Origin of the sequence: Ruminococcus sp. (genome assembly GCF_016287535.1) — a bacterium.
Taxonomy (GTDB): domain Bacteria; phylum Bacillota; class Clostridia; order Oscillospirales; family Ruminococcaceae; genus Ruminococcus.
Genome location: NZ_JAEFAJ010000001.1, coordinates 256,549 through 280,672, shown reverse-complemented (window position 1 = coordinate 280,672; position 24,124 = coordinate 256,549). Strand labels below are relative to the sequence as shown.

Annotated in this window: 22 protein-coding genes; 16 read left to right on the top strand and 6 right to left on the bottom strand. The window is 45.1% G+C overall.

Annotated elements, in window-relative coordinates:
- Nucleotides 1-23 precede the first annotated feature (23 nt).
- Complete coding sequence (gene sigK, locus QZZ36_RS01320) at nucleotides 24-707, bottom strand: RNA polymerase sporulation sigma factor SigK (RefSeq protein WP_295075520.1); 684 nt, start codon at nucleotides 705-707, stop codon at nucleotides 24-26.
- 216 nt (nucleotides 708-923) lie between these two features.
- Between sigK and rpe the strand changes: the two genes are divergently transcribed.
- From rpe to pfkA, 11 genes are all read left to right on the top strand, one after another.
- Entirely contained in the window at nucleotides 924-1,583 is a 660-nt protein-coding gene (rpe, locus tag QZZ36_RS01315) for a ribulose-phosphate 3-epimerase (protein WP_295075517.1), read from the top strand.
- A complete protein-coding gene (locus QZZ36_RS01310; RefSeq protein WP_295075514.1) occupies nucleotides 1,577-2,563 on the top strand; it encodes an RnfABCDGE type electron transport complex subunit D in 987 nt (328 codons plus the stop codon). Before rpe ends, QZZ36_RS01310 begins: the two co-directional genes overlap by 7 nt.
- Nucleotides 2,556-3,191: an Rnf-Nqr domain containing protein gene (locus QZZ36_RS01305; RefSeq protein WP_295075511.1), complete on the top strand. Its 636-nt coding sequence runs from the start codon at nucleotides 2,556-2,558 to the stop codon at nucleotides 3,189-3,191. Before QZZ36_RS01310 ends, QZZ36_RS01305 begins: the two co-directional genes overlap by 8 nt.
- Nucleotides 3,175-3,747, top strand: coding sequence for an Rnf-Nqr domain containing protein (locus QZZ36_RS01300; protein WP_295075507.1), 573 nt, complete (start codon nucleotides 3,175-3,177; stop codon nucleotides 3,745-3,747). The genes QZZ36_RS01305 and QZZ36_RS01300 overlap by 17 nt, the downstream gene beginning before the upstream one ends.
- Nucleotides 3,748-3,781: 34 nt before the next feature.
- Nucleotides 3,782-4,984: a putative glycoside hydrolase gene (locus QZZ36_RS01295; RefSeq protein WP_295075504.1), complete on the top strand. Its 1,203-nt coding sequence runs from the start codon at nucleotides 3,782-3,784 to the stop codon at nucleotides 4,982-4,984.
- A gap of 39 nt (nucleotides 4,985-5,023) precedes the next feature.
- Complete coding sequence (gene hprK, locus QZZ36_RS01290) at nucleotides 5,024-5,983, top strand: HPr(Ser) kinase/phosphatase (RefSeq protein WP_295075501.1); 960 nt, start codon at nucleotides 5,024-5,026, stop codon at nucleotides 5,981-5,983.
- Between the two features lie 39 nt (nucleotides 5,984-6,022).
- Nucleotides 6,023-6,928, top strand: a complete 906-nt coding sequence (murB, locus tag QZZ36_RS01285; RefSeq protein ID WP_295075498.1) for a UDP-N-acetylmuramate dehydrogenase — start codon at nucleotides 6,023-6,025, stop codon at nucleotides 6,926-6,928.
- A 22-nt stretch (nucleotides 6,929-6,950) separates the two neighbouring features.
- The gene (gene rapZ, locus QZZ36_RS01280; protein WP_295075496.1) at nucleotides 6,951-7,823 is read left to right on the top strand and encodes an RNase adapter RapZ; all 873 of its coding nucleotides are present in this window, start codon (nucleotides 6,951-6,953) and stop codon (nucleotides 7,821-7,823) included.
- 17 nt (nucleotides 7,824-7,840) lie between these two features.
- The gene (gene whiA, locus QZZ36_RS01275) at nucleotides 7,841-8,749 is read left to right on the top strand and encodes a DNA-binding protein WhiA (protein WP_295075644.1); all 909 of its coding nucleotides are present in this window, start codon (nucleotides 7,841-7,843) and stop codon (nucleotides 8,747-8,749) included.
- Nucleotides 8,746-12,150: a DNA polymerase III subunit alpha gene (locus QZZ36_RS01270; RefSeq protein ID WP_295075493.1), complete on the top strand. Its 3,405-nt coding sequence runs from the start codon at nucleotides 8,746-8,748 to the stop codon at nucleotides 12,148-12,150. The genes whiA and QZZ36_RS01270 overlap by 4 nt, the downstream gene beginning before the upstream one ends.
- 152 nt (nucleotides 12,151-12,302) lie before the next feature.
- A complete protein-coding gene (gene pfkA / locus QZZ36_RS01265; protein WP_295075490.1) occupies nucleotides 12,303-13,265 on the top strand; it encodes a 6-phosphofructokinase in 963 nt (320 codons plus the stop codon).
- A gap of 34 nt (nucleotides 13,266-13,299) precedes the next feature.
- Here the strand turns inward: pfkA and QZZ36_RS01260 are convergent, their stop codons facing one another.
- Complete coding sequence (locus tag QZZ36_RS01260) at nucleotides 13,300-14,220, bottom strand: S1 RNA-binding domain-containing protein (protein WP_295075487.1); 921 nt, start codon at nucleotides 14,218-14,220, stop codon at nucleotides 13,300-13,302.
- A gap of 62 nt (nucleotides 14,221-14,282) precedes the next feature.
- On the bottom strand, nucleotides 14,283-14,639 hold the full coding sequence (locus QZZ36_RS01255) for a hypothetical protein (protein WP_295075484.1): 357 nt from the start codon (nucleotides 14,637-14,639) through the stop codon (nucleotides 14,283-14,285).
- Between the two features lie 170 nt (nucleotides 14,640-14,809).
- Here QZZ36_RS01255 and QZZ36_RS01250 point away from each other — a divergent pair, with 170 nt between their 5' ends.
- From QZZ36_RS01250 to QZZ36_RS01230, 5 genes are read left to right on the top strand one after another with little or no spacing between them, the layout of a single operon-like run.
- Nucleotides 14,810-14,998, top strand: a complete 189-nt coding sequence (locus tag QZZ36_RS01250; RefSeq protein ID WP_295075481.1) for a DUF951 domain-containing protein — start codon at nucleotides 14,810-14,812, stop codon at nucleotides 14,996-14,998.
- A 49-nt stretch (nucleotides 14,999-15,047) separates the two neighbouring features.
- Nucleotides 15,048-16,121 (top strand): peptide chain release factor 1, encoded by a 1,074-nt coding sequence (gene prfA, locus QZZ36_RS01245; protein WP_295075478.1) that lies wholly within the window; start codon nucleotides 15,048-15,050, stop codon nucleotides 16,119-16,121.
- A 5-nt stretch (nucleotides 16,122-16,126) separates the two neighbouring features.
- Nucleotides 16,127-17,140, top strand: a complete 1,014-nt coding sequence (locus tag QZZ36_RS01240) for an L-threonylcarbamoyladenylate synthase (RefSeq protein ID WP_295075475.1) — start codon at nucleotides 16,127-16,129, stop codon at nucleotides 17,138-17,140.
- Nucleotides 17,137-17,796 carry a dephospho-CoA kinase gene (gene coaE, locus QZZ36_RS01235; RefSeq protein WP_295075472.1) on the top strand — a complete coding sequence of 220 codons (660 nt, stop codon included), beginning with the start codon at nucleotides 17,137-17,139 and terminating at the stop codon, nucleotides 17,794-17,796. The genes QZZ36_RS01240 and coaE overlap by 4 nt, the downstream gene beginning before the upstream one ends.
- A 38-nt stretch (nucleotides 17,797-17,834) precedes the next feature.
- Nucleotides 17,835-19,238 carry an aminopeptidase gene (locus QZZ36_RS01230; protein WP_295075469.1) on the top strand — a complete coding sequence of 468 codons (1,404 nt, stop codon included), beginning with the start codon at nucleotides 17,835-17,837 and terminating at the stop codon, nucleotides 19,236-19,238.
- A 299-nt stretch (nucleotides 19,239-19,537) separates the two neighbouring features.
- Here QZZ36_RS01230 and QZZ36_RS01225 read toward each other — a convergent pair whose 3' ends face one another.
- From QZZ36_RS01225 to QZZ36_RS01215, 3 genes are all read right to left on the bottom strand, one after another.
- Nucleotides 19,538-20,476, bottom strand: a complete 939-nt coding sequence (locus tag QZZ36_RS01225) for a LysR family transcriptional regulator (protein ID WP_295075466.1) — start codon at nucleotides 20,474-20,476, stop codon at nucleotides 19,538-19,540.
- 88 nt (nucleotides 20,477-20,564) lie between these two features.
- Nucleotides 20,565-22,799, bottom strand: coding sequence for a DEAD/DEAH box helicase (locus QZZ36_RS01220; RefSeq protein ID WP_295075462.1), 2,235 nt, complete (start codon nucleotides 22,797-22,799; stop codon nucleotides 20,565-20,567).
- An 11-nt stretch (nucleotides 22,800-22,810) separates the two neighbouring features.
- Complete coding sequence (locus QZZ36_RS01215) at nucleotides 22,811-24,124, bottom strand: ATP-binding protein (RefSeq protein ID WP_295075459.1); 1,314 nt, start codon at nucleotides 24,122-24,124, stop codon at nucleotides 22,811-22,813.

The following is a 24,124-nucleotide window of genomic DNA, read 5'->3' as shown; positions in this document are numbered from 1 at the left end:
GAATTCAAATGATATTTGATTTATCAGAGCTCTGAATCATCGAACATTTTTTTCAGGTCGCTGATAGCCTTCTTTTCGAGCCTTGAAACATATGAACGCGATATGCCGAGTTTTGCGGCTGTTTCGTTCTGGGTATGCGGAGATGTTCCGTACAGACCGTATCTGTAGACTATTATTTCAAAGCTCCGTTCATCAAGGCACTGCCTGAGAAAAGAGTACAGCTGTCTTGAACGTATAAGCATATCAACCTGTTCGTGTATGTCTGCCCCGTCGTCAATAATATCCATAAGAGTGAGTGAATTGCCGTCCTTATCAGTTTCAACAGGTTCGCTTATGTAGATATCGCCGGCTGATTTTTTTGATGCTCTGAACTGCATGAGTATTTCGTTTTCAATGCATCGGCTTGCGTAAGTTGCAAACTTTGCACCTTTGGAACAGTCGAAGGAGGAAACAGCTTTTATAAGCCCGATAGTTCCGACGGATATAAGATCATCCTGTTCGTCAGCAGTTACGGCGTATTTTTTTACAATGTGAGCAACAAGCCGGAGATTATGCTCTATAAGCCTGCTGCGAGCTGCAGTATCGCCAGTCTTCATTCTGCTGAAGCATTCCTCTTCATCCTTTTTGGAAAGAGGTTTAGGGAAAACAGAAGGATTTTCGATATGGAGCGCAAAAAAGAAAAGGTTCCTGAGAAGTTCAAAAAACATATGATTACCTCCGTTCAGTATAACATTATGAGTTTGTGCATGGACAATATTAAAAAGAAATATATTTAACTTAGCTGCCTGAGCTGAAAAATTATATAAAAAAATAAGACTTCATATTGACGTTCACGAATAAATATTATATAATAATAGTGTATGGATTTTTAAAGATAAGTTATTGCTTTCAAAAAAGCGAATGAATTCGGAAGAAGTGATAGATTGAAAAATTATGTTTCGGCGTCTGTTTTAAGTGCCGATATGCTCAATCTGGGCAGTGAGGTACTCAAACTCAAAAACAGCGGCATCGAAATGCTGCATTTTGATGTTATGGACGGTATTTTTGTTAATAATATTACTTTTGGTCTGCCGATACTTCAGCAGGTCAGGAAACAGTCTGACATAACTCTTGATGTACATCTTATGATAAAGGAACCTGCAAAGTATATAAAGCGCTTTGCCGAAGCAGGAGCGGATATAATATCATTCCATGTTGAGAGTGACAGCGATCCTGCCGAGACGCTCAAAGCCATAAGGAGTTGCGGTGTCAGTCCTGCTGTCGCGCTGAAGCCTGCGACACCTGCGGAGACTGTATTTGACCTCCTGCCCTATCTTGATATGGTGCTTGTAATGACTGTGGAACCCGGATTCGGCGGACAGAGCTTTATTCCGGAGACTGTTGACAAGATAAGAAGCATCAGGTCAAAGATAACCGAAATGGGACTTGATGTGAATGTTGAAGTTGACGGAGGCATTAACAGTGAGACAGCCGCTGTTGTCCGCAGGGCAGGAGCAAATGTTCTTGTGTCGGGAAGCTATCTTTTCCATGCTGCGGATATGGCTGCAGCTGCAAATGCTCTGAAGGAAGATATGATATGCTGAAGAAAGCAAGAAAAGAACGTCTTATCTGGCTCGATATAATGCTCACTCTCCTCACGCTTGAACTGATGTCTTACTTCTATTACGGTATACGTTCTGTTGTTCTTGCGGGTGTATGTATCGCAGCTGCGGTCTTTGCCGAGCTTGTCTCTTTAAGACTGATGAAGCGTAAGTTTTCGGCAGATGACCTTACCTGTACGTCGGATGCGCTGATACTGGCACTTATGTTTCCGGCAGTCATGGATTTTAAGATCGCTTTTATAGCTGTGGTATTTGCTGTTGTCGCTGCAAAGAATATATTCGGCGGGCGTCTTAATATGATTTTTTCTCCTGCGGCAGCCGGATATGTTTTTGTTCTCACATCGTGGGGGCGAAAGCTGCTGCAGTTTACGGAGCCGCACGTCAAAACGGGCGTTTTTGAAGCCCCTTCCGCACTTGTGAACTCTGCTTCCCACACGTTCAATTTTACAGGTGTGTTCAAACACTCGGATTTTGAGATACTTCTCGGTAATTTCAGCGGTCCGTCGGGGGCGGTAAGCATTCTTCTCCTCGCGGTTGCGGCGGGAGTGCTTATATTCAGGCGCAGTATCTCTGCAGGAGCGTTTATAGGAACGATCTTCGGCACAGGTTTTCTCGCTGTTGTTACGCCTGCTGTACAATCGCGCACCGATTCCCTCAAATATTCGCTTGTTACGAATATGGTCCTTTTTGCTGCTGTATACATCATTTCTGATGTCAGGATAGCCCCGAAGCGTGATTATTATGCGTTTTTCTATGGCTTGTTTGTGGGAGTCGTATCATATATCCTTGTGCTTACAGGCGCAAAGGAGAACGCTATAGTGATAGTTTCCGTTCTGTTTACTCCCGTTGCGCTCGGCTTCAGGAACCTTGAGAATAAGATAGAGACAGCGGCAATGGAGTATGAGACAGGCCGCGGTCTTATATCATGTCAGACAGAAGAGGAGGGCGCACTGAGTGAATAAACACAAAAAAGCTCTTATGGGCGGCATCCTCGGAGAAAACATAGTCCTGTCCGGACTTATGGTTATATCGCCTGTCATTGTATGCGGCGATACATTGAAAAATGCATGGGCGCTGATCTATGCCTTTTCTGCGATAACCTTTATTTCAGTGCTTATTTCTTCATTTGTTCCGTCAAAGCTGCCTTATACCGTTAAGATCATAATATATGCGGTAATATCGGCTGTTGTATACATTCCTGTCAGACTTACCGCAAGTGTTATCTACCCTGATTCGATATCGAGGATAGGAATATTTTTTCCGCTTATAGCGGTCAATTCGCTTATTGTCCTGCAGACCGAGGCGAAGTTCTTCCGCATGAAGAAAGCCGATATGATCGTATCGCTTTTCTTCTGCATACTCGGCTTTGACGCTGTTATGCTGATCACGGGACTGCTCCGTGAGCTTCTTGCATATGGTACGATAAACAACAGGATCGTTGATATAAATACTCTGATCGACGGTCTTTCAAAGCCCTTCGGTGGATTCATATTCCTTGGTCTTATGTGCGGAGCGTACCGCTGGATAAGAAGCTTTTTCAGGAATGAAAGCAATGAAGTAAGGAGTGATAACGATGTTTCTGGTCAATGATCTTATCACTCTGCTTGCGGCAAATCTTATTCTTTCCCAGGCGCTGGGAACGAGTACGATCTTTATTGCTGCCGGAGGGAAAAAGAATCTTGTTGCGACAGCTTTTGTAATTACGTTCTTTACCACCGCAGGAGCTTCTGCCGCGTATCTGATCGACCTTATGCTCCCTACAACTGTATCTGAGCTCAGACTGCTTTTATATACGGCAGTGATCGGAGTGCTGTATGTTCTTCTTCTCACGGCTTTGTATTTTTTAGGCGGCTCAAGATTTGAAGAACTGCGCAGATATGTTCATGTGTCAGCTTTCAACTGTGCGGTTATGGGAACTCTTTTCACAGTACATGAAAGATCTGTCATGGACGGGCTGATGTACAGCTTTGCAGAGTATGCAGGCGCTGGACTTGAAGCCGGCGTCGGATTTATCATAGCGGCTTTGATGCTTACGGCTGCGTACAGTAAACTAAATTCATCTAAGGTACCTGCTTCGTTCAGGGGATTTCCTGCAATGCTTGTTTACCTCGGAATCATATCAATGGCAGTATATTCGCTGAAGTAAGCGCAATATACTGATATAGGAGAGACAATTAACAATGAAGTTCAAAAATAAAGGCAGGAAGATCTACAAGACCAAGGAAAAGAATTACTACGGAAAAAGTCCTGTCGGTAAAGCTTTTTCTATAGGTCTGACTTTGCTTCTCGTCGGCGGAATCTTTTTTATCGGTTTCAGTGTTGCCGGTCCGCTGATAAACTACTATTCAAAGAAAACAGGCGATACAGTTACTACGACTTCACCTGTTTTTGAGGAAGAAGTCGTAACGGATGAAAACGGCGAACAAATCGTTCAGGAGGATACAACGGCAGCTGCGCCTTTTGTGATCGAACGCTTCAAGGCGTTTTCACTGAATACTGCCGACCTTACGGACAGCAGTACTCTGAAGAGTGCGCTGAAGCGTGTTCCCGCTGACGGAAAGATCGAGTACATCGAGGTGCCCCTGAAGGTCAGCGGCGGTGAGATATATTATGCAACGAATAATTATTATGCCACTTCTTCCGGTATCGTCAATGGTTCGATGCGGGCGAAGGATATTGCCTCCGCCATATCCTCAGCAGGCTATAAACCGGTGGCTCTTGTCAGCACCTTTGATGACAGTGTGGTCCCGATGTACTTCCAGAATATGAGTTACCTTGCGTATGTGGACGGAACGCTCTGGATCGACAACAGTCTTGAGGCAGGCGGCAGACCGTGGATGAATCCGTTTTCCGAGGCAGCTGTAAACTATAATGCCGACATAGTTGATGAGATAACTTCGGCAGGTTTCGACAGGATAGTATGTTCCGACTTCGTTTTCCCGGATTTCAGGCAGTCGGACATTGAATTCCTTGGCGACAAATATGCCGCTTCTGACAGGTATATGGCGCTTACCTCCGCTGCAAACCTGATGTACGACAAGGCTATGCACAATAATTCAAAAATGCTTCTTGAAGTAAACGCTTCCGATATTCTCAGAGGCAAAAAGGACGTTCTTCAGCCAATGCTGCTCAAGGTCAATACAGTGGTACTTAACATTGATCTTGATGCTATAAGCTACGGCGTTTATACTGCTGATACGGTTTACGAGTTCAGCGGCACTCCTGCTGAAAATGTAAAGAAAATGCTTGATCTTTTAGGAGAAGATCTTGACGAATTCAATGTTGCCGTTCGTGTATCAGGTTCGGCTGCAGGTGTACAGGAATTGCTTGATGCAAAGGATGAGATAGTCGAATGCGGATATGATTCATACGTAATCGGCTGAAAATAATTCCCGGTCAGTGATCGGAGAACGGAGTTTGTTATGGCAGAAAATTTTAAGGTGTCACTTCAGCGCGTCATTGATGAATTCAAGCTTGAGACAATATATATACCCAAAGACGCCAACGAGGTAATGATCGACGAGAACGATGTCAATCGTCCCGGACTTCAGCTCATGGGATTCTATGAGTATTTCAATCCTGAGCGCATACAGATAATCGGTAAGATGGAGTTCGCGTATCTCTCCACTATCGATGAAAAAACAAGGAAGGAGCGTCTGCAGCTCCTGTTCGCACAGAGGATACCTGCCCTTATAATCACGAGAGAGCTTCCGTATTTTGCGGAAATGCTTGAACTTGCCAAGGAATACGAGGTACCTCTCCTCAGAAGCAAGGAAAGCACATCAAACTTTATGTCAGGACTGATAGCATTTCTGAATCTTAATCTTGCACCGAGAGTTACGAGACACGGCGTACTTATTGAGATATACGGCGAAGGCGTATTCATAACAGGTGAAAGCGGTGTCGGCAAGAGCGAAACGGCTATCGAGCTCGTTAAAAGAGGTCACCGTCTTGTTGCTGATGACGCTGTCGAGATCAGAAAGGTATCTAATATCAGCCTTGTGGGAAGCTCGCCCGACAATATCCGTCATTTTCTTGAACTCCGCGGTATCGGTATAATCAATGCGCGTCGTCTTTTCGGTATAGGTGCTGTAAAGATGACAGAGAAGATAGATCTTGTTGTTGAGCTCGAACAGTGGAATTCCGAAAAGGTATACGACAGAATGGGCGTTGATACGGAATTCGTCAGCCTTCTCGGCGTAAAGATCCCTTCTCTTACCATACCTGTAAAGCCGGGACGTAATCTTGCGGTCATACTTGAAGTTGCCGCCATGAACAACAGACAGAAGAAGATGGGCTACAATGCAGCCCGTGAGCTCCTTAACAGGCTTGGTATGGAGTCTGATCCCAAGGAAGTAGTTCGTGACTATGAAGCGTTCTGACGGACTTCATTTTATAACTGATGGATTCAGGGGGACACTATGATAAATATAAGTGAACTTACAGCATTATGCGGAAGGCTCGGTTGCAGGATAACTCCCGAAGCTCCGCTCAGCGATTATATAACCTTCCGCTTCGGCGGACCCTGCAGGGCTCTTGTCAGCATCAATTCCGCGGAATCTGCTGCTGAGATCATCAGATACCTGAAGGATAAGGACGTAAAATACTGTATCCTCGGCAGAGGAAGCAATGTTCTCGTTCCGGACGATGGGTTTGACGGAGTCGTTCTTCTGTTCGGCAACGATTTTTCAAGGATAGAGGCAGAGGGAAATACTATAAGATGCGATGCGGGAGCTTATCTTGCCTCCGTCTGTGTACGCGCACAGCAGCTCGGACTTACTGGAATGGAGAATCTCTTCGGTATACCGGGTACAGTCGGCGGAGCGCTGTATATGAACGCCGGCGCCTACGGGAGCGAAATGAAGGATGTAGTGGTTTCTGCTTCATATATCGATGAAAACTGCGATATAAAAAATATTGACAGGGACGAAATGGAGCTTTCCTACCGCAGAAGTATATTTTCAGGCACAGACCTTGTGATAACCTCTGTTACGATACAGCTTGCTTCGGGCAAGCCTGACGAGATAAAGGCTGCCATGTCCGAGTGCATGGCAAAGAGGAGCGCAAAGCAGCCGCTTGAATTTCCGAGTGCCGGAAGTACGTTCAAGCGCCCTGAGGGAAGCTACGCTTCTCTTCTCATTGACCAGTGCGGGCTGAAGGGGATGACCTGCGGAGGTGCGATGGTAAGTGAGAAGCACAGCGGCTTCGTTATTAACAAGGGCTACGCCACCTGTGCCGATGTGCTTGAGCTTTGCGACAGAGTTAAGAAGATAGTAAACGAAAAGACAGGTTATATACTTGAACTTGAACCTGTTATATTAAGCTGATTATAGCTTTTTGGAGAGATCTATGCAGATATTGATTGTGACCGGTATGTCTGGTTCGGGAAAATCAAGCGTCATGGACGTTATGGAGGATATCGGCTTTTACTGTATCGACAATATACCGCCAAAGCTGATAACCCAGTTCGTCGATCTGTGCAGACAGTCCGAATCTGACATTAGTAAGATCGCCGTTGCCGTAGATATACGAACAGGCGATATGTTTGCTGAAATATTCCGCTCATGGCAGGAACTGAAGCGCCAGCCGGACGTTGATGTAAAGGTGCTTTTTATAGAAGCTACCCATGACGTGATACTTAAACGGTACAAGGAGACAAGACGTAAGCACCCCTTGTCCGAGAAGTTCAACGGAAATATACATGAAGCCATCAACTATGAGTGGTCTCAGCTCTCGCAGCTTCGTGAGATAGCTGATTATTATGTGGAGACATCGAATTTTACCTCTTCACAGCTGAAGGAGCAGGTAAAAACCATATTCCTTGAAAAGAATTCGGATTCTCTCATCATCAAAGTAATGTCATTCGGCTTTAAATATGGTGTTGCGTCTGATGCAGACCTCATGTTTGATATAAGATGTCTTCCGAATCCGTTTTATATCGAGGAACTGCGCAATCATACAGGCTGTGACAGCTGTGTCAGGGACTATGTTATGGGTTTTTCTCAGTCAAAGGTGCTTTTTGAAAAGCTTACCGACCTTATAGATTTCCTGATACCCCTGTATGTACAGGAGGGGAAGAGTCAGCTTGTCATAGCATTCGGCTGCACCGGAGGAAAGCATCGTTCCATAACCTTTGCTGAGCTTATGGCGAAGCATCTTGCTGATAAGGACTATAAGGTGCAGAAGTATCACAGGGATATAACCAAGGACAAAAAATTCTGAGCGGGGAGTGAGTTGAAATATCCTTCTCAAACGATGTTAGAAATGAAATAAGCATTTCTGTGAATGATAAAGACAGGCGTTTTGCCTGTCTTTATGGTATGCTGCTGTTCTGCCGCACACTTTCCAGGGAGCATATATGCTTTCAGAGCGAGAGCAGGACTTCCGCAGAGCTTTTCAGCAGTCTGTTCGAGGCTGTGTTCAGATACAGGCCTGCTGCTGCAGAACATATTCGCAAAAACGGTGCGGTATTGTACAACTGTGAAGTATCCGGCATAAATGCGGAAAAAGTATTTCAGAAATACAGACTTGCCGACGGAGCAAGGGTCATAGATTCCGAGATTATTGCAACAAATAGTCTCGGAGTTTTTACAGCGGGAGTATTTCTTGCCTGCGGAAGTGTGAACGACCCGGCAAAGGAGTATCATCTTGAATTTGCCTGCCCCGACGAGGGGCTTGCCTTACAGCTCGTTGCGCTTCTGAACGATATCGGCGCCACCGCCAAGACAATGCTTCGCAGGGGACAGAACATAGTTTATATCAAGGGCAGCGAATCCATAGAGGATACGCTGACCTTTATCGGCGCGTCCCAGTGTACCCTTGAGCTGATGAATATGAAGATATACAAGGACATACGGAACAAGGCGAACAGGATAGCCAACTGTGACGCGGCAAACATCGACAAGGTCGTAAAGGCAGCCATGAAGCAGATAGAGGATATAAAGCTGATTGACAGAGCAGTCGGCATCGACAGTCTTTCCGAGGAGCTTCGTGAGGTCGCGCAGCTTCGCCTTGACAATACAGACATGAGTCTTCAGGAAATAGGTGAAAGTCTCAGCGAACCCATCAGCCGTTCAGGAGTAAATCACCGTTTCCAGAAGCTTGCAAAAATGGCTGACGAACTGCGGAACGGAGGAGGCAACAAGTGAGAGCGGACGCATTTGTAAATCTTCATGTCCATACCGAGTACAGTCTGCTTGACGGCGCCTGCCGTATCAAGGAGCTCATTGCCCGTGTGAAGGAGCTTGGACAGACTGCCGTTGCGATCACTGACCATGGAAATATGTATGGAGCTGTCGAGTTCTGGAACGCAGCAAAGGCTGAAGGGATAAAGCCCGTTATAGGCTGCGAGGTATATGTTGCAAGGCGTACACGTCATGACCGTGACGCAAGGCTGGACGCTTCCCCATATCATCTTGTACTCCTCTGCGAGAACAATGAGGGATACCGCAATCTTGTAAAGCTGGTGTCTTTTGCAAGCCTTGAAGGCTTTTACAACAGGCCGAGAGTAGATCTGGAACTGCTGAAAAAATACCACAGTGGGCTTATATGTTTGTCTGCCTGCCTTGCGGGAGAGATACCGCGTCTGCTTGCCGACGGCAATTATGAGGAAGCAAAGTCGGTCGCTTTGAAATACCGTGATATCTTTGGTGATGGAAATTATTACATCGAAGTACAGAATCACGGCATCAGTGAAGAGCTTAAAAATCTTCCGCTGCTTTACAGACTGTCCTCCGAAACAGGCATACCTCTTGCCGTCACCAATGACTGTCATTATATCAATAAGAAAGATTCCGAAATGCAGAAAGTCCTGCTGTGCATACAGACCGGAAAGACACTTGACGAGCCTAACGGAATGAGTTTTGAGACCGATGAATTCTATGTAAAATCCGCCGATGAAATGGCAGAACTTTTCAAAAGTCACGAGGAGGCTGTAACAAATACAAGTCTTATTGCTGAGCGTTGCAATGTGGAATTTGAATTCGGAAATATCAAGCTCCCTAAGTTCACAATAGAGGGAGTTACTGACAATAAGAAATTTTTCCGTGAGCTTTGCCGCAAGGGAATGATCGAAAAGTATGGTGCAGCTCCTTCGGATAAAGTCACTGAGCGTATGGAATATGAGCTTGATGTCATAACAAAAATGGGATATACAGATTACTACCTTATAGTGTGGGATTTCATACGCTATGCAAGGGAAAACGGTGTGCCTGTAGGACCGGGAAGAGGCTCCGGAGCAGGCAGCCTCTGCGCATACTGTATCGGCATAACAGGTATCGACCCTATAAAGTTCAATCTGCTTTTCGAGCGTTTTCTTAATCCGGAAAGAGTAAGTATGCCTGACTTTGATATAGATTTCTGCATTGAGGGCAGGCAGAGCGTAAAGGATTATGTGGTGCGTAAATACGGAGCAGACCGGGTCTCGGAAATAATCGCCTTTGATACTCTGAAAGCCCGTGCTGCCGTCCGTGACGTAGGCAGAGTCCTTGGAGTGTCTTATCAGCTTTGCGACGCGGCTGCAAAGGAGATCGACCCCAGATCCACGCTCAGTCAGGCGCTTGCCGAATCCGATGAACTCAGCGGACTTTATCATTCTGACAGGAATATGCGCAAGCTGATAGATTTAGCGCTTCAGCTTGAGGGTATGCCTCGTCACGCCTCCACCCATGCTGCGGGAGTGGTAATATCGGCTGTACCCCTCAGCGATCTTGTACCTCTGCAGAGAAACGATGATACAGTTGTCACGCAGTATACCATGGGTGTGCTTGAATCTCTCGGACTGCTTAAAATGGATTTTCTCGGTCTGAGAAACCTTACTATAATAAGAGATACAGTGAATGAGATACGAAAAACCGAGCCTGACTTTGATATAAGCGCGATACCTGTAGACGACAAGGGCGTTTATGAGATGATGTCAGAAGGGGATACCCAGGGAGTATTTCAGTTTGAGAGCGAGGGCATGACCGCAAGAGTAATGGAGCTTTGTCCGGAACGTCTTGAAGATCTTATAGTTATAATCTCACTGTACCGTCCAGGTCCTATGAAGTCCATACCCGTTTATATCGAGAACAAAAAGCATCCTGAGAATGTAACGTATAAGCATCCGCTCCTCAAAGACATACTTTCCGATACTTACGGCTGTATGGTATATCAGGAGCAGGTTATGGAGATATGCCGCAAGCTTGCTGGCTATTCCTACGGACACGCGGATATAGTCCGCCGTGCCATGGCAAAGAAAAAGCATGATGTTATGCTGAAGGAACGTGAAAGCTTCGTTGCAGGAGCAGCTGAAAACGGAGTTTCAGAGGATATTGCAAATTCCGTATTCGATGAAATGGTCAGCTTTGCTTCCTATGCCTTCAATAAATCCCATGCCGCAGCATACGCGTATCTTGCGTATCAGACTGCATACCTGAAATATCATTACCGTGGGATATATATGGCTGCGCTTATGTCCAGCGTAATGGGAGCAAGCTCGAAGCTCGCAGAATATACCGACTCATGCAGGGAATACGGCATAGAGATACTTCGCCCCGATATAAACAGGAGCAACAAAGGATTTACGTTTGACGACGGAAAAATGTATTTCGGACTTCTTGCCATAAAGAATGCAGGAAGCGGACTTGCCGAAAAGATCATAGCCGAAAGGGAAGAAAACGGCGAATTCCGCAGCCTTCAGGATTTCTGCGAGCGTGTGGAAGGACGTGAGCTGAACAAGAAAGCTCTTGAAAACCTGATAAAAGCCGGAGCCTTTGACGGACTCGGTCTTAACCGCAGACAAATGCTGGAGAGCTACGAAACACTTTTTGATATGGCAGGTTCAAATTCAAGGGGAATGATCGAGGGGCAGCTGAATTTTCTTGAGGGTACCGACACTTCCGAAATGGATATCCGTATTCCTTACAAGCAGGAATACGACCATAAGACCATACTGGCACTTGAAAAGGACGCGACAGGTATGTATCTAAGCGGACATCCGCTTGCTCCTTACAGCTGGATAGCCGAGCTGATGCATACCAAGAAGATAAAGGACCTTGCCGGTGACAGTTCACTGCGTGACGGTATGCCTGTTAAACTGCTGTGTTATGTGGAAAGTACAAAGATCCATATGACAAGAAAGGGCGATAAGATGTGCTTCGTCAGCTTTGCTGATGAGACAGGCGAAACAGAGGGAGTAGTATTCCCTGATCTTTATATGATAAGCGGCAGCAAGCTCGGCGCGGACTCAATAGTTGTCATAAACGGAAAAATATCAGTCAAGGATGACCGTATCACAGTAATATGCGGTGTTATTACAGTTGAAAGCGAGTTTGAAAGAGCTGTATCCAATATGAAGCTGTGTATCAAGACAACTTCAAAGGACACCGTTCTGAAACCGGAGCTTATAGACATATGTGAAAGATATAAAGGTGATACGCAGATTTGCTGTTATCTTGCCGACATAAAGAAAACGGTTGTGCCCCGTGCGAAATTAAGCATGAAACTTACAAAGGAATCATACGAAGAGCTGAAAAAACACTTTTCGCCTTCCGAGATCGGACTTATATAGCTTCAGTACGTCGTTTTACGGCTTTTAAGCGAAAAAATCCTTAATGCTCTTGACATTTTTTACACAAAGTAGTAAAATATAAGAGTATGGGATTATGTCGCAGATCGTCTGCGAGTTAACATTATTTGCCAAGTGCAGAATGGAGAATATTTATGATCAAGAAAATCGGTGTTTTAACAAGCGGCGGAGACGCTCCCGGAATGAACGCTGCTGTAAGAGCAGTTGTAAGATCAGCTCTTGCAAAGGGAATGGAAGTTTACGGTATCCGCAGAGGATATGTCGGACTTCTTAACGGGGATATCGTCAAGATGGACGAGAGAAGTGTTTCCGATATTATACACAGAGGCGGTACAGTCCTTTATACAGCAAGATGCCCTGAATTCAGAACAGCGGAGGGCGTTGCAAAGGGCAAGGCGAAGCTTGACGAGCTTGGCATAGAGGGCCTTGTTGTTATCGGCGGCGATGGTTCTTTCAGAGGAGCTGCTGATCTTTCTGCACAGGGTGTGCTTTGTATCGGAGTTCCCGGAACTATCGACAATGATATTGCCTGCACAGACTATACTATAGGCTTTGATACAGCTATGAACACAGCTATGGAGCTTGTTGACAAGCTTCGTGATACAGCTCAGTCACATGACAGGATCTCAGTTGTTGAGGTAATGGGAAGAGGCGCAGGTCACATCGCAGTAAATACAGGTGTTGCCTGCGGAGCTACTGATATAATCACAAAAGAAGTTCCATATGATATAAATGCAATTGCAAACACAATGCTTGCAAAGAAGGCAAAGGGCAAGCAGAACTTTGTTGTTATCGTCGCTGAAAGCGTTGGTCACTGTGAAGAGATCGCAAAAATGCTCCAGGAAAAGACAGGCATTGATGCAAGATTCACTATCCTCGGTCACGTACAGAGAGGCGGCTCTCCTACGGTAAGAGACAGAGTTGAAGCTACAAGACTTGGTTATTATGCAGTTGAGCTGCTTGAGCAGGGTATCAGCAACCGTGTTGTTGGTATCAAGGACAGCAAGCTCGTTGATTACGATATCCAGGAAGCCCTTTCCATGCATAAGGATTATGATGAGAAGCTTCATCATATCGCTGAGGAGATCGCATATTAAGATAATGATGCACCTGTTATTGCAGGTGCATTTTTTATACAAAGTCAGTACGTATTATTTTGTCGGATTCCCTGCTGGAATATACCCAGCTGTCAATATGTCCCGTACTGATAAAATAATCATATTCTGCCGGTAATATTTCTTCACAGCAGGTATCCACGATAATAAGCTTTATCTTCATTTTTTCCGGGAGTATAGCTTTTATATAAACGCTGACGCTCTGACCTGTCCTGATACCCTCTCGCGGTTCGGTAAGTCCTGCAAGATTAGGCGCAAGCTCCACGAAAATACCGTAATCCTCGATAGAGCGTACTATCCCCGGAACTGTCTCGCCGACCCTGAATCTTGCAGCGTTTTCCGTCCATGTACCGAGGAGTTCCTTGTGTGTAAGAAATATGCGTCCATTATTGTTTTCAGTAACGACAGCTTTTATATTCTGACCTGCATAGAATCGGTCGGAGGGGTGAGATATCCGGGAGACAGACATAGAATCAATAGGAATAAGGGACGGTATGCCGCAGCCTATATCCACAAAACAGCCGAACTGTTCAAGATGAGTAACCTTAGCGTCTATAATGTCTCCTTTTTTCAAATTCTGTATGTATTTATTCTGACATTCCTCCTGTGCGGATCTCCTTGAAAGTACAGCTACAACTTCGCCGTCTGCGGCGAGTTCAAGCTCTGTTACCTTGAAGCAGACTATTTTGTTTACCCGTGATATAAGAGCAATATCACGGGTCTTTCCTTCTTTAATGCCGATTGCGCCGTCTTCGCGGTGGATTATTCCTCTTGCACAGGGAAGTTCTATAATAAGATCATGAGAGCTTGTACACAGCACAGCTTTACCTTCGAGGATAATACCTTTTTTCATTGCTTCAGAAAGTCCGTCGATGTCAGAAATATATCTTTTGTTTGAATCGGTGCTGTAAATAAAGCCTTCCGGTCTGTATTCCATGTTTTTACCTCCGTTGTTATAGCTTTGATACTTCATTCTATTCTTTGAACGGAGGAAATATTCTAACTTGCAAAACGTATATTTGTACCGCCCATAGCGTTAAGAACAGATATGATATCGTCTACGGCGGCGCTGCCGCATACTATGCAGGCAGTAGTTCTGGTACGTTTGTGAGCCGGCGGTATGAGCTCATTGGGAACAGGTTCCCCAATAACATTCGTAAGCTGATTGTCATGGGTACTGTAATAAGCCGGAATCAGCGAAAAAGCAGAGCCGCGGCTTTTTGTCACAGGACCGTCAGAGATCCTGTGATACATCATTTTTGCAGAATATACGTATTGTACGCTTTCTCTTACTCTTTTCATTGCAAGCTCCGCGAGTTCGGGATTTTCAAAATCTGCTGTTACTCTTGATATCATATTATTGATCCTTTCTATTTTTTGTATGTGTTCAATATGTTTAATTGGCAGTTTTTATTATTTTTCACCAAAATGAAAAAAATATACCTCCTAAATATTGATTTGAAAGTGATTTTGCGGTATAATAAAAATGTTCGATTTTTATTTTTCCATGAAGGGAGGATACTTTTTTGGATATCAGAGCCGGAGATATTCTTACTATGAAAAAGAATCATCCGTGCGGCGGCAATGAAATGTTCGTCATACGTGCAGGAATGGACTTCAGGCTTCGATGTGTGAAGTGCGCAAGGGAGTTTATGGTACCGCGCAACAAGATCGAAAAGAGTATCCGGAATGTCAAGCACGCAGAAGAGGGTTAGCCTGCTGCAACATTATCAGTAATATTTTTATCATTAAGGAGAATACACGATGTTTGAAAAGCTCGCAGTAATGGAGCAGAAATATGAGGAGATAAGCGAGAAACTCTCCGATCCGGATATCGTAAATGATAATAAGCTTTATACACAGCTCATGAAGGAGTTCAAGACTATGACCCCCATCATAGAGAAGTATAGGGAGTACAAGAAAGCAAAGGCTTCGTTTGATGAAGCCAGGGAGCTTCTTGAAGGCGGCGGACTTGACAAGGATTTCAAGGAAATGGCTCAGACAGAGTATGATGAGTCACGTGAGTCAATGGAGACAATAACACAGGAGCTTAAAGTGCTGCTTCTGCCAAAGGATCCTAATGACGATAAAAGTGTAATAATTGAAATAAGAGGCGGTGCAGGCGGCGAAGAGGCTTCGCTCTTTGCAAATTCACTTTACCGTATGTATACGATGTATGCAGAGACTATGGGCTGGCGGCAGGAGGTGCTTAGCGCAAATCCTACAGAACTCGGCGGCTTCAAGGAAATAAGCTTTTCAATAGAAGGCGAGGGTGCATATTCACGTCTGAAGTATGAAAGCGGAGTGCATCGTGTGCAGAGAGTTCCTGAGACTGAATCTCAGGGACGTATCCATACCTCAACAGTTACCGTGGCTGTGCTCGTCGAGGCAGACGAGGTAGAACTTGAAATAAATCCCACGGATCTGAAAATAGACTATTTCCGCGCAAGCGGTGCAGGCGGACAGCATATAAATAAAACAGAGTCTGCTGTAAGAATAACATATCTGCCTACCAATACGGTGGTGGAGTGTCAGGACGAAAGAAGTCAGCATAAGAACAAAGATAAAGCTATGAAGATTCTGCGCTCAAGGATTTACGAGGCAATGCAGGAGGAGCAAGACGCAAAGATCGCATCGGAAAGAAAAATGCAGGTCGGTACAGGCGACCGTTCCGAGAGGATCAGAACATACAATTATCCGCAGGGACGTCTTACGGATCACCGTATAGGTCTGACTATCTACAGACTTGAGGACATCCTTAACGGAAATCTTGATGAAGTGTTTGATGCGCTTGCGACTGCCGATCAGGCTGCCAAGCTCGCAAATCAGGAAGCGTAGTATTTATGGAAACAGTTTTACTAAGTGACAGTGCAACAGGGCTTGAGAAAGCAGCTGAATTTATAAAAAACGGTGAAATAGTCGGTATACCTACAGAGACTGTATACGGTCTTGGCGCAGACGCTTCAAATGAGGACGCTGTCCGCAGAGTTTTTGAGGCAAAAGGCAGACCAGCTGATAATCCTCTTATAGTTCATCTTGCTGATTTTTCCCAGGCTGAAAAATATACATTATCTATTCCGGCACTTGCCTTTAAACTGGCTGAGCGTTTCTGTCCGGGACCATTGACTATGGTGCTTCCAAAGAACGACAGGATACCTGTGATAACTTCAGGAGGACTTGACACAGTCGGTATCAGAGTTCCTTCACATCCTGTGATGCACAGGATAATCGAGCTTTCAGGCAGACCGATAGCTGCTCCGTCAGCTAATACGTCAGGTTATCCGAGCCCGACCTCGGCAGAACACGTTATGCGTGATATGAACGGCAGGATCGCCGCTGTTGTTGACGGCGGAAGCTCTGAGTTCGGAGTAGAATCAACTGTTATATCAATAGAAGGAGGAAGTACGGCAAGGATATTGCGTCCGGGCTGCATTACCAGGGAAATGCTTCTGGAGATATGCAGTGATGTAATAATCGACCACGCTATACTCCATGAGCTTGAAGCAGGTCAGAAGGCAGCTTCACCGGGAATGAAGTATAAGCATTACTCACCCAGAGCTGATATAATCATGGTCGAGGGAAGTCTTGATAGCTTTATTGCTTATGTTGGAAAACAAAACGGCGAAGGTGTATATTCGCTGATATTTGATACAGACAGGGATGGATTCCCGTACAGGTATATGACTTACGGAAAGAACAGCTCCGAACAGGCGCATCTGCTTTTTCAGAGACTTCGTGAGCTGGACGATGCCGGTGCAGAAAGAGTCTATGTCCGCGCTCCGGAAAAGAACGGAGTCGGACTTGCAGTATATAACCGCCTTATAAGGGCGGCAGGATTCGAGGTGATAAGGGTATGAACAGTTTGAACGGCGTTATGGTCGTTGGTCTGACAGGACAGACGGGAGCAGGTAAAAGCACAGTTTCAAAAATATTTGCTTCCAATGGATTTGCTGTTATTGACGCCGATCAGGTAGCGCGCAAGATCGTCGAAAAGGGAACTAAATGTCTTGACGAGATAGCAGATCTTTTCGGTCAGTCCGTTATAAATGAAGACGGTACGCTGAACAGAAAGGGACTTGCGGCAATTGTATTTTCCGATAAGTCAAAGCTTGAAGCTCTTACCACGATCACATATCCTTACATCACTGGCGAGATACTTCGTCAGATAAGAGTTCATTCTCTTAGGGGCGAAAAGCTCATACTTCTTGACGCGCCAACCCTTTTCGAGAGCAGAGCAGACGATTTCTGCGAGATAATTATATCGGTACTCGCGGACGCTGAGCTGCGCGAGAAACGTATCATAGCCCGTGACAGCCTTACTGCCGAGCAGGCGAGAAAACGTATGAATTCTCAGCTTGATGAGGAGTTCTTCCGCAGCCATTCAGATTATATTATACATAATAACGGCTGCATAGATACTGTAAACGGTATAGCGTTGGAAGTTTCCGCGAAGATACGTGAACTGTTCAATAGCAGACAGGTACCTGCAAATGCGCAGCAGGATGTGATATGACATATATGATGTATTTGATGAGAAGGGAGTAATTTATTATGGCAGGAAAAAAGGATGCTGCAAAGGCACTGAAGGAAAAGCTGCTCATGCAGCGTAAAAATGTTTATAATCTTGTTTCTGAAAAGGACATCAAGGCTTGCGACAAGTTCTGCGAGGGCTATAAGGATTTCATGAACAAGGCTAAGATAGAGCGTGAAGCTGTGATATACTCAATTGATCTGCTGAAGAAAAAGGGATTTGTTGAGTACAAGACAGGTATGGCTCTTAAAGCAGGGGATAAGATATTCCGCAATAACCGCGGAAAAGCTGTTCTTGCCGCTGTGATCGGTACCGCACCGATCAGTGAAGGAGTAAGACTTTGTGCAGCTCATATCGACTCACCGAGGCTCGACCTGAAGCAGAACCCGCTTTATGAGGATACAGAGCTTGCGCTTTTCAAGACTCATTATTACGGCGGTATCAAGAAGTATCAGTGGACTACGATCCCGCTTGCTCTTCATGGAGTTATTATCAGGGCAGACGGTACAAGTATCCCGGTAAATATCGGTGAAGATGAGAATGATCCTGTTTTCTGCGTTACTGACCTTCTTCCCCATCTTGCAGCAGCACAGATGCAGAAGCCTCTTTCAAAGGGCATAACAGGAGAGCAGCTCAATATACTTATCGGTTCACGTCCATTCAAGGATGACGAGGAAAGCGGTTCGGTAAAGCTGAATATCATAAATATACTTCACGAGAAATACGGTATCACAGAAGCTGATTTCATTTCTTCCGAGCTTGAAGCTGTTCCTGCATTCAAGGCAAAGGATATCGGCTTTGACAGAAGCATGATCGGCGCTTATGGTCACGACGACAAGGTGTGTGCTTACCCTGCTCTCGTAGCAACAGCCGAGTGCAAAAAGCCTAAGCATACTGTCGTGACAATACTTACGGATAAGGAAGAAACAGGCAGTGACGGAAACACAGGTCTCAGGTCATCATATCTTGAATATTTTGTCGCTGATATAGCAGAAGCCCTAGGTTCTGACGCAAGAACAGTTCTTTCTGCTTCCGAGTGCCTTTCAGCTGATGTAAATGCAGCTTACGATCCTACATTCCCTGAAGTCAACGAGAGAAACAACAGCGCATACATCAACCGCGGTGTTGTTGTTACAAAGTATACAGGTGCTCGCGGAAAAGCAGGCACGTCTGATGCTTCAGCTGAGTTTACGGGACGAATCAGACGCCTTATGGACGCAAAGAAGGTCGTATGGCAGACAGGAGAGCTCGGAAAGGTCGATGAAGGCGGCGGCGGTACAGTTGCTGCTTATATAGCAAATCTTAATGTTGATACCATTGATCTTGGGGTACCGGTGCTTTCGATGCACGCTCCTTATGAAATTGTATCAAAGATGGATACTTATATGGCTTATAGGGCTTTTGAAGTATTTATGGCAGATTAAAAAATGTTGCTCTGTATGGTGATACATACAGAGCAATTTGTTTCTGAAAGTTTTTCAAATTATTACGAAGATGTAAATTGTTTACTTAAATTATCAGTAATCAAATATATATATAAAGAGATATATATTTTATATTTGCAATATATACCCCTCTATGCTATAATAATTTATGGAAAGTCATTCTTTCATAAATGACAATCTCATATCCCCTTATTAAGAATGAGAACCTCCCCCCTAATGGCTCTCATTCTTTTTTTCTAAAAAAATCCCCGATCGGAATTGATCCGGTCGGGGTGTTTTTATATTTCAAGGCCTTCAATTTTATCAGCATATTCATAAACAGTTCTTACGCAGTCAACGATAAGGGAGTTATTTTCACTTGCCTTGCGATAGATTATCATATCGCGGTTAAGGCTGTTTGCATAAGAGCATTTTCTGAGAACAAGACTGTTGAATTTAAGTATGCTCTGTGACATAGGAGCGACCCACATATATGCGTCCTTGACAGTCTTGAGCATACTTATCTGGGTTCCTCTGTCATAAATGAATATTCTTTTCGGTGATCTCTTTTCATCGTAATCCTGATTGATCGAAGCACGCCGTACCATTTCAGGCTCATCGTCTCCGTGGATTATCTCAGGGTACTGTGAAAGGAGCTCAAAGGGAATATCTTCATACTTTGCCAGCGGATGATCGGATCTCATTACTATCTGAAGAGGGAATTCCATTACAGTCTTGCCAATGAGATTCCTTGCTTTCAGACGGCTTTCGATCATTTCCGCATAGGTGCTTGGTATACGTATAAATCCAATATCGTATTTTCCGGCGCAGATGTCCTCCATGACCTTAGCGGTACTTGTTTCCATTACATGGACTTCTATCTTGTCGGTCTTGTCCGAGTAATCGCTTATGAGCTTGCCTATAGCTGAAGTAGCATATGTAGAACGGGCGGAAGCGACTTTCAGTTTTAGTTCATTATCCGGAGTCTGAGCGTAATCTCTTTCAAGGCTCTGCATTTCATCAACAATGGTCTGAGCTCTCGCAAGGAACTCCTCACCCTCAGGAGTAAGTATCATACCATTAGGCGAACGATTGAAGATCTGTATCCCCAGAGAAGTTTCAAGCTCTTTGAGCGCGATACTGATATTAGGCTGGGCCTGATACAGTTTCTTTGCAGCCTTTGTGATACTTCCTTCTCTTGCTACAGCAATGACATATTCAAGCTGTTGAATTTTCATAAAAATACCTACCTTATCTTTTAACAGTATTTTATATTATTATTGTATCACTTTTTAGCTGAAAAATCAAGACTAAATTTGCAGTTAATTAAATTAAACTTTTCCAGCTTAAAATACGTTTCTTCATCTCCGAAATACCGAGGATACCGTATGCAAATCCTTTTTTTACAAGCTCTGGGGGCAGGTATTCATCATATTTTTCAAATACCGGTACTTCTTTATCGTAAACAAGGTCCATAGGGCTGAATTCCTTTTCGGCTTCTTCTATGAGGATTGAAAAGAACTCTTCCGGAGCAGCCTTCATAGTGAACTGAATGTAAAACGGCCTTGAAGAATCCATTCCTTTAAGTCCAAGTCTGTCCGAACATTTAAGTTTAAGGAATCGTTCTAAAGCAAAGAAAGCGTATGTACCGAGCCATGGGAGGAGGCACCACATATTTCCGCCCATACAGATAAGAGGTGAGTCGGTAATGCCTGAATTCCCTGCGGTCTGCCGAGCCTGAGCAAGTCTTGCGACAGCATTCTTCATAAGGTAAGGATAGCTTTTGTCCTCACGAAGCACCTCTCTCATACGAAGAAGGATCTTTGTGTTTATGTCGCCGGGGCAGTCTCCGAAGTATGCCGGGACTTTTCCTTTTATCTGTTCACAGTAAACCAGTCTGCGCTTGTGGTCAACTTCCTCAACTATCCATACATGACCTGCAATTGCGATCTTTTCACCGGCAGGGGGAGGCATTACGATAGTGCCGAGCTCCTGAGAGCCCCAGCGGACGGTATATTCCTCATTTTCCTGAAATACCGCATAGAACTTGAAATTATTGACTATCCTTTCGCCTGCAAGACCTACAATGAGTCCGCCGTTTTCTGTACGCTGGATATGGTCTGTTTCAATGAGATGACGCAGCAGTATTTTGTAATCATCTTTCGTTATTCTATGGAAGTATTTCAGAGTAAGTACACGTGAAGCCAGCTCTGCAGGAGTAAGCTCGCCGCATGAGGCAAGAGTGCTCATGGTCTGGTGATAGAGGAGGCTGAAGGGAAGCCGGTCAAGCTTAGGAGGCTCTACCCATCGTTCCTCGATATATACCTGTATGAGAGCAATGCCCTGCAGGAGCTTCCACGGTATAGTTTCAGGCAGCATTGACCTTGGTTCAGGCAGTTCCTCACGTATAACGAACCACATTTCAGGCGGCAGGTCACGTCTGCCGGTCCTGCCCATTCTTTGAAGAAAAGATGAAACTGTATAAGGAGCGTCTATCTGAAAAGCACGTTCAAGACGACCTATATCTATACCGAGCTCAAGCGTGGCAGTAGTGCAGGTTGTCATGAAAACATCTTCGTCCTTCATGGCTTCCTCAGCTGTTTCACGGTAAGCAGCCGAGAGGTTGCCGTGATGTATCAGAAAACGGTCAGGTTCATGCTTTGCCTCGCAGTAGGAGCGGAGAGTAGTTGTGACAGCCTCGCACTCTTCACGTGAATTTACGAAAACAAGGCATTTTTTACCTCTTGTGTGCTCGAAGATATATCCCATACCTGCGTCTGCGTGTTCGGGAGCAGTGTCTGTTTTTTCATCAAGAACAGGCAGAGCGTCAGCAGTATCCTTCTCATTTGGCTGATCCTGCTGGCTTATGTAGAAATGCTCCATTGAGAGCCGCCATTTGATGCCTTTGTTTTCTATTTTGGGTATTACTGTACCTCTTCCGGTGCCGTAGGAAAGAAATTCTCCCGCAGCAGCCGGATCGCCGATAGTTGCAGACAGACCTATCCTCCGCGGATCAGCCCCTGCCATTTTACACAGCCTTTCTATAAGGCAGATAGTTTGTCCGCCCCGGTCACCGCGCATAAGTGAATGTATCTCGTCTATAACTATGAACCGGAGATCACCGAACAGCTTGGGGATTAGTGCGTGTTTCCTGAGAAGCATAGCTTCAAGGGATTCAGGAGTGATCTGCAGTATCCCGGATGGATTTTTCAGCATTCTGCTCTTGTGAGACTGGGCAACATCGCCGTGCCAGTGCCATACAGGGATATCAGCTTCTTCGCAAAGGGCGTTTAAACGTGAGAACTGGTCGTTGATGAGCGCTTTAAGCGGACCTATATATATTGCACCAACCGAGCGCGGCATATCTTCGGAGAAGAGTGTGAGGATAGGGAAAAAAGCCGCTTCTGTTTTACCTGACGCAGTTGACGCGGTAAGAAGTACATTTTCTTCCGTATTGAATATAGCGTCACCGGCAGCAGCCTGTATGGCTCTGAGGGATTCCCAGTTGTTACGGTATATGTAATCCTGTATAAATGGCGCATATCTGTCAAAAATACTCATAAATTCAATCCTTATATCTCGAATTCGGCAAACTCTTCATCGTCAGAAGAAGTATCAGCTGCTGAGGAAGAGATTACTGTGCCTGATGATATGAGCTCGCTGATATTTATCTGCGGATTCTGATATAAAATATCAAGCAGCTCAATAAAATCGCGTATCACCTCACGGGGAGTGATATGGCTGTCCGAGCCTATACGGCTGAATTCAAGCTGAATGAAGCTTATCATTTCCTCCTGAGTTATCATTTGCTGATATTCAAAAAGCTGAGCGTGGATATCAGCGAGTTTTTCTGTCAGGACCAGCATTTCCTCATAATTAAGCGGTGAAAGATGTATAACAGGCGCCAGCATATCCTTCATGCCTTCACGTCCGAACCTGCCTTCAGCAAGCCTTGAACGCAGTGCCTCATAGCTGTATACTCCCCGGCGGGTATCCTCGATACACTGAGGAGTTCCGCCCATTATTATGCCGATGTATTTAGCCTTTCCCTGTAGGGTGTCATTGTACATTGTAAGTACCTTTTCATAATTGTACTGCCGGGTTATGCTATTGGGTATCTTGTAAATGTTCACGAGTTCGTCCACAAGGACAAGAAGTCCGTTGTAGCCTGCTTTTTTCAGGAACAATGCAAAGAGCTTGATGTATTCGTACCAGTCGTCATCAGTGATGATGATATTAACGCCAAGCTGTGCTTTTGCCTCGGACTTTGTTGAATATTCTCCGCGGAACCACTGCACCACTTTGGCTTTTTCCTCATCGCTGCCGCTTACAGAAGCACGGTAATAAATGGTAAGGAGCTTTGCAAAGTCAAAGCCGTGTACCATTTCGCTGAGGGAATTAATGACCTCAAATATTTTCTTTTCCACAGCCCTTTGAAATTCTGCTGAATCGTCAGAAAAACCGGTTTCAGCTGCGGTCTCAGCCTGAACGCTGCTTATCCAGCGGTCGAGGATAAGAGTTAGAGCTCCGCCATCAGGACGAGTTTTTGTTGACATATTTCTCATAAGCTCTTTATATGTTGCAAGGCCCTGACCCTTTGTGCCCTGTAAGCGGCGTTCGGGAGAAAGGTCCGCGTCAACGACTACAAAGTTTCTGTCCATCACGTGGCTGCGTATAGTCTGCAGCAGGAAGCTTTTACCGCTTCCGTATTTTCCTACAATAAAGCGGAATGAAGCTCCGCCGTCAGCGATAATATCAACATCATGGAGCAGGGCGTCGATCTCGTTCTCGCGTCCGACAGTTATGTAAGGCAGTCCTGTTCTCGGTACTACACCGCCTTTCAGTGAATTTATCACGGCAGAGGCGATTCTTTTTGGTATTTTCAT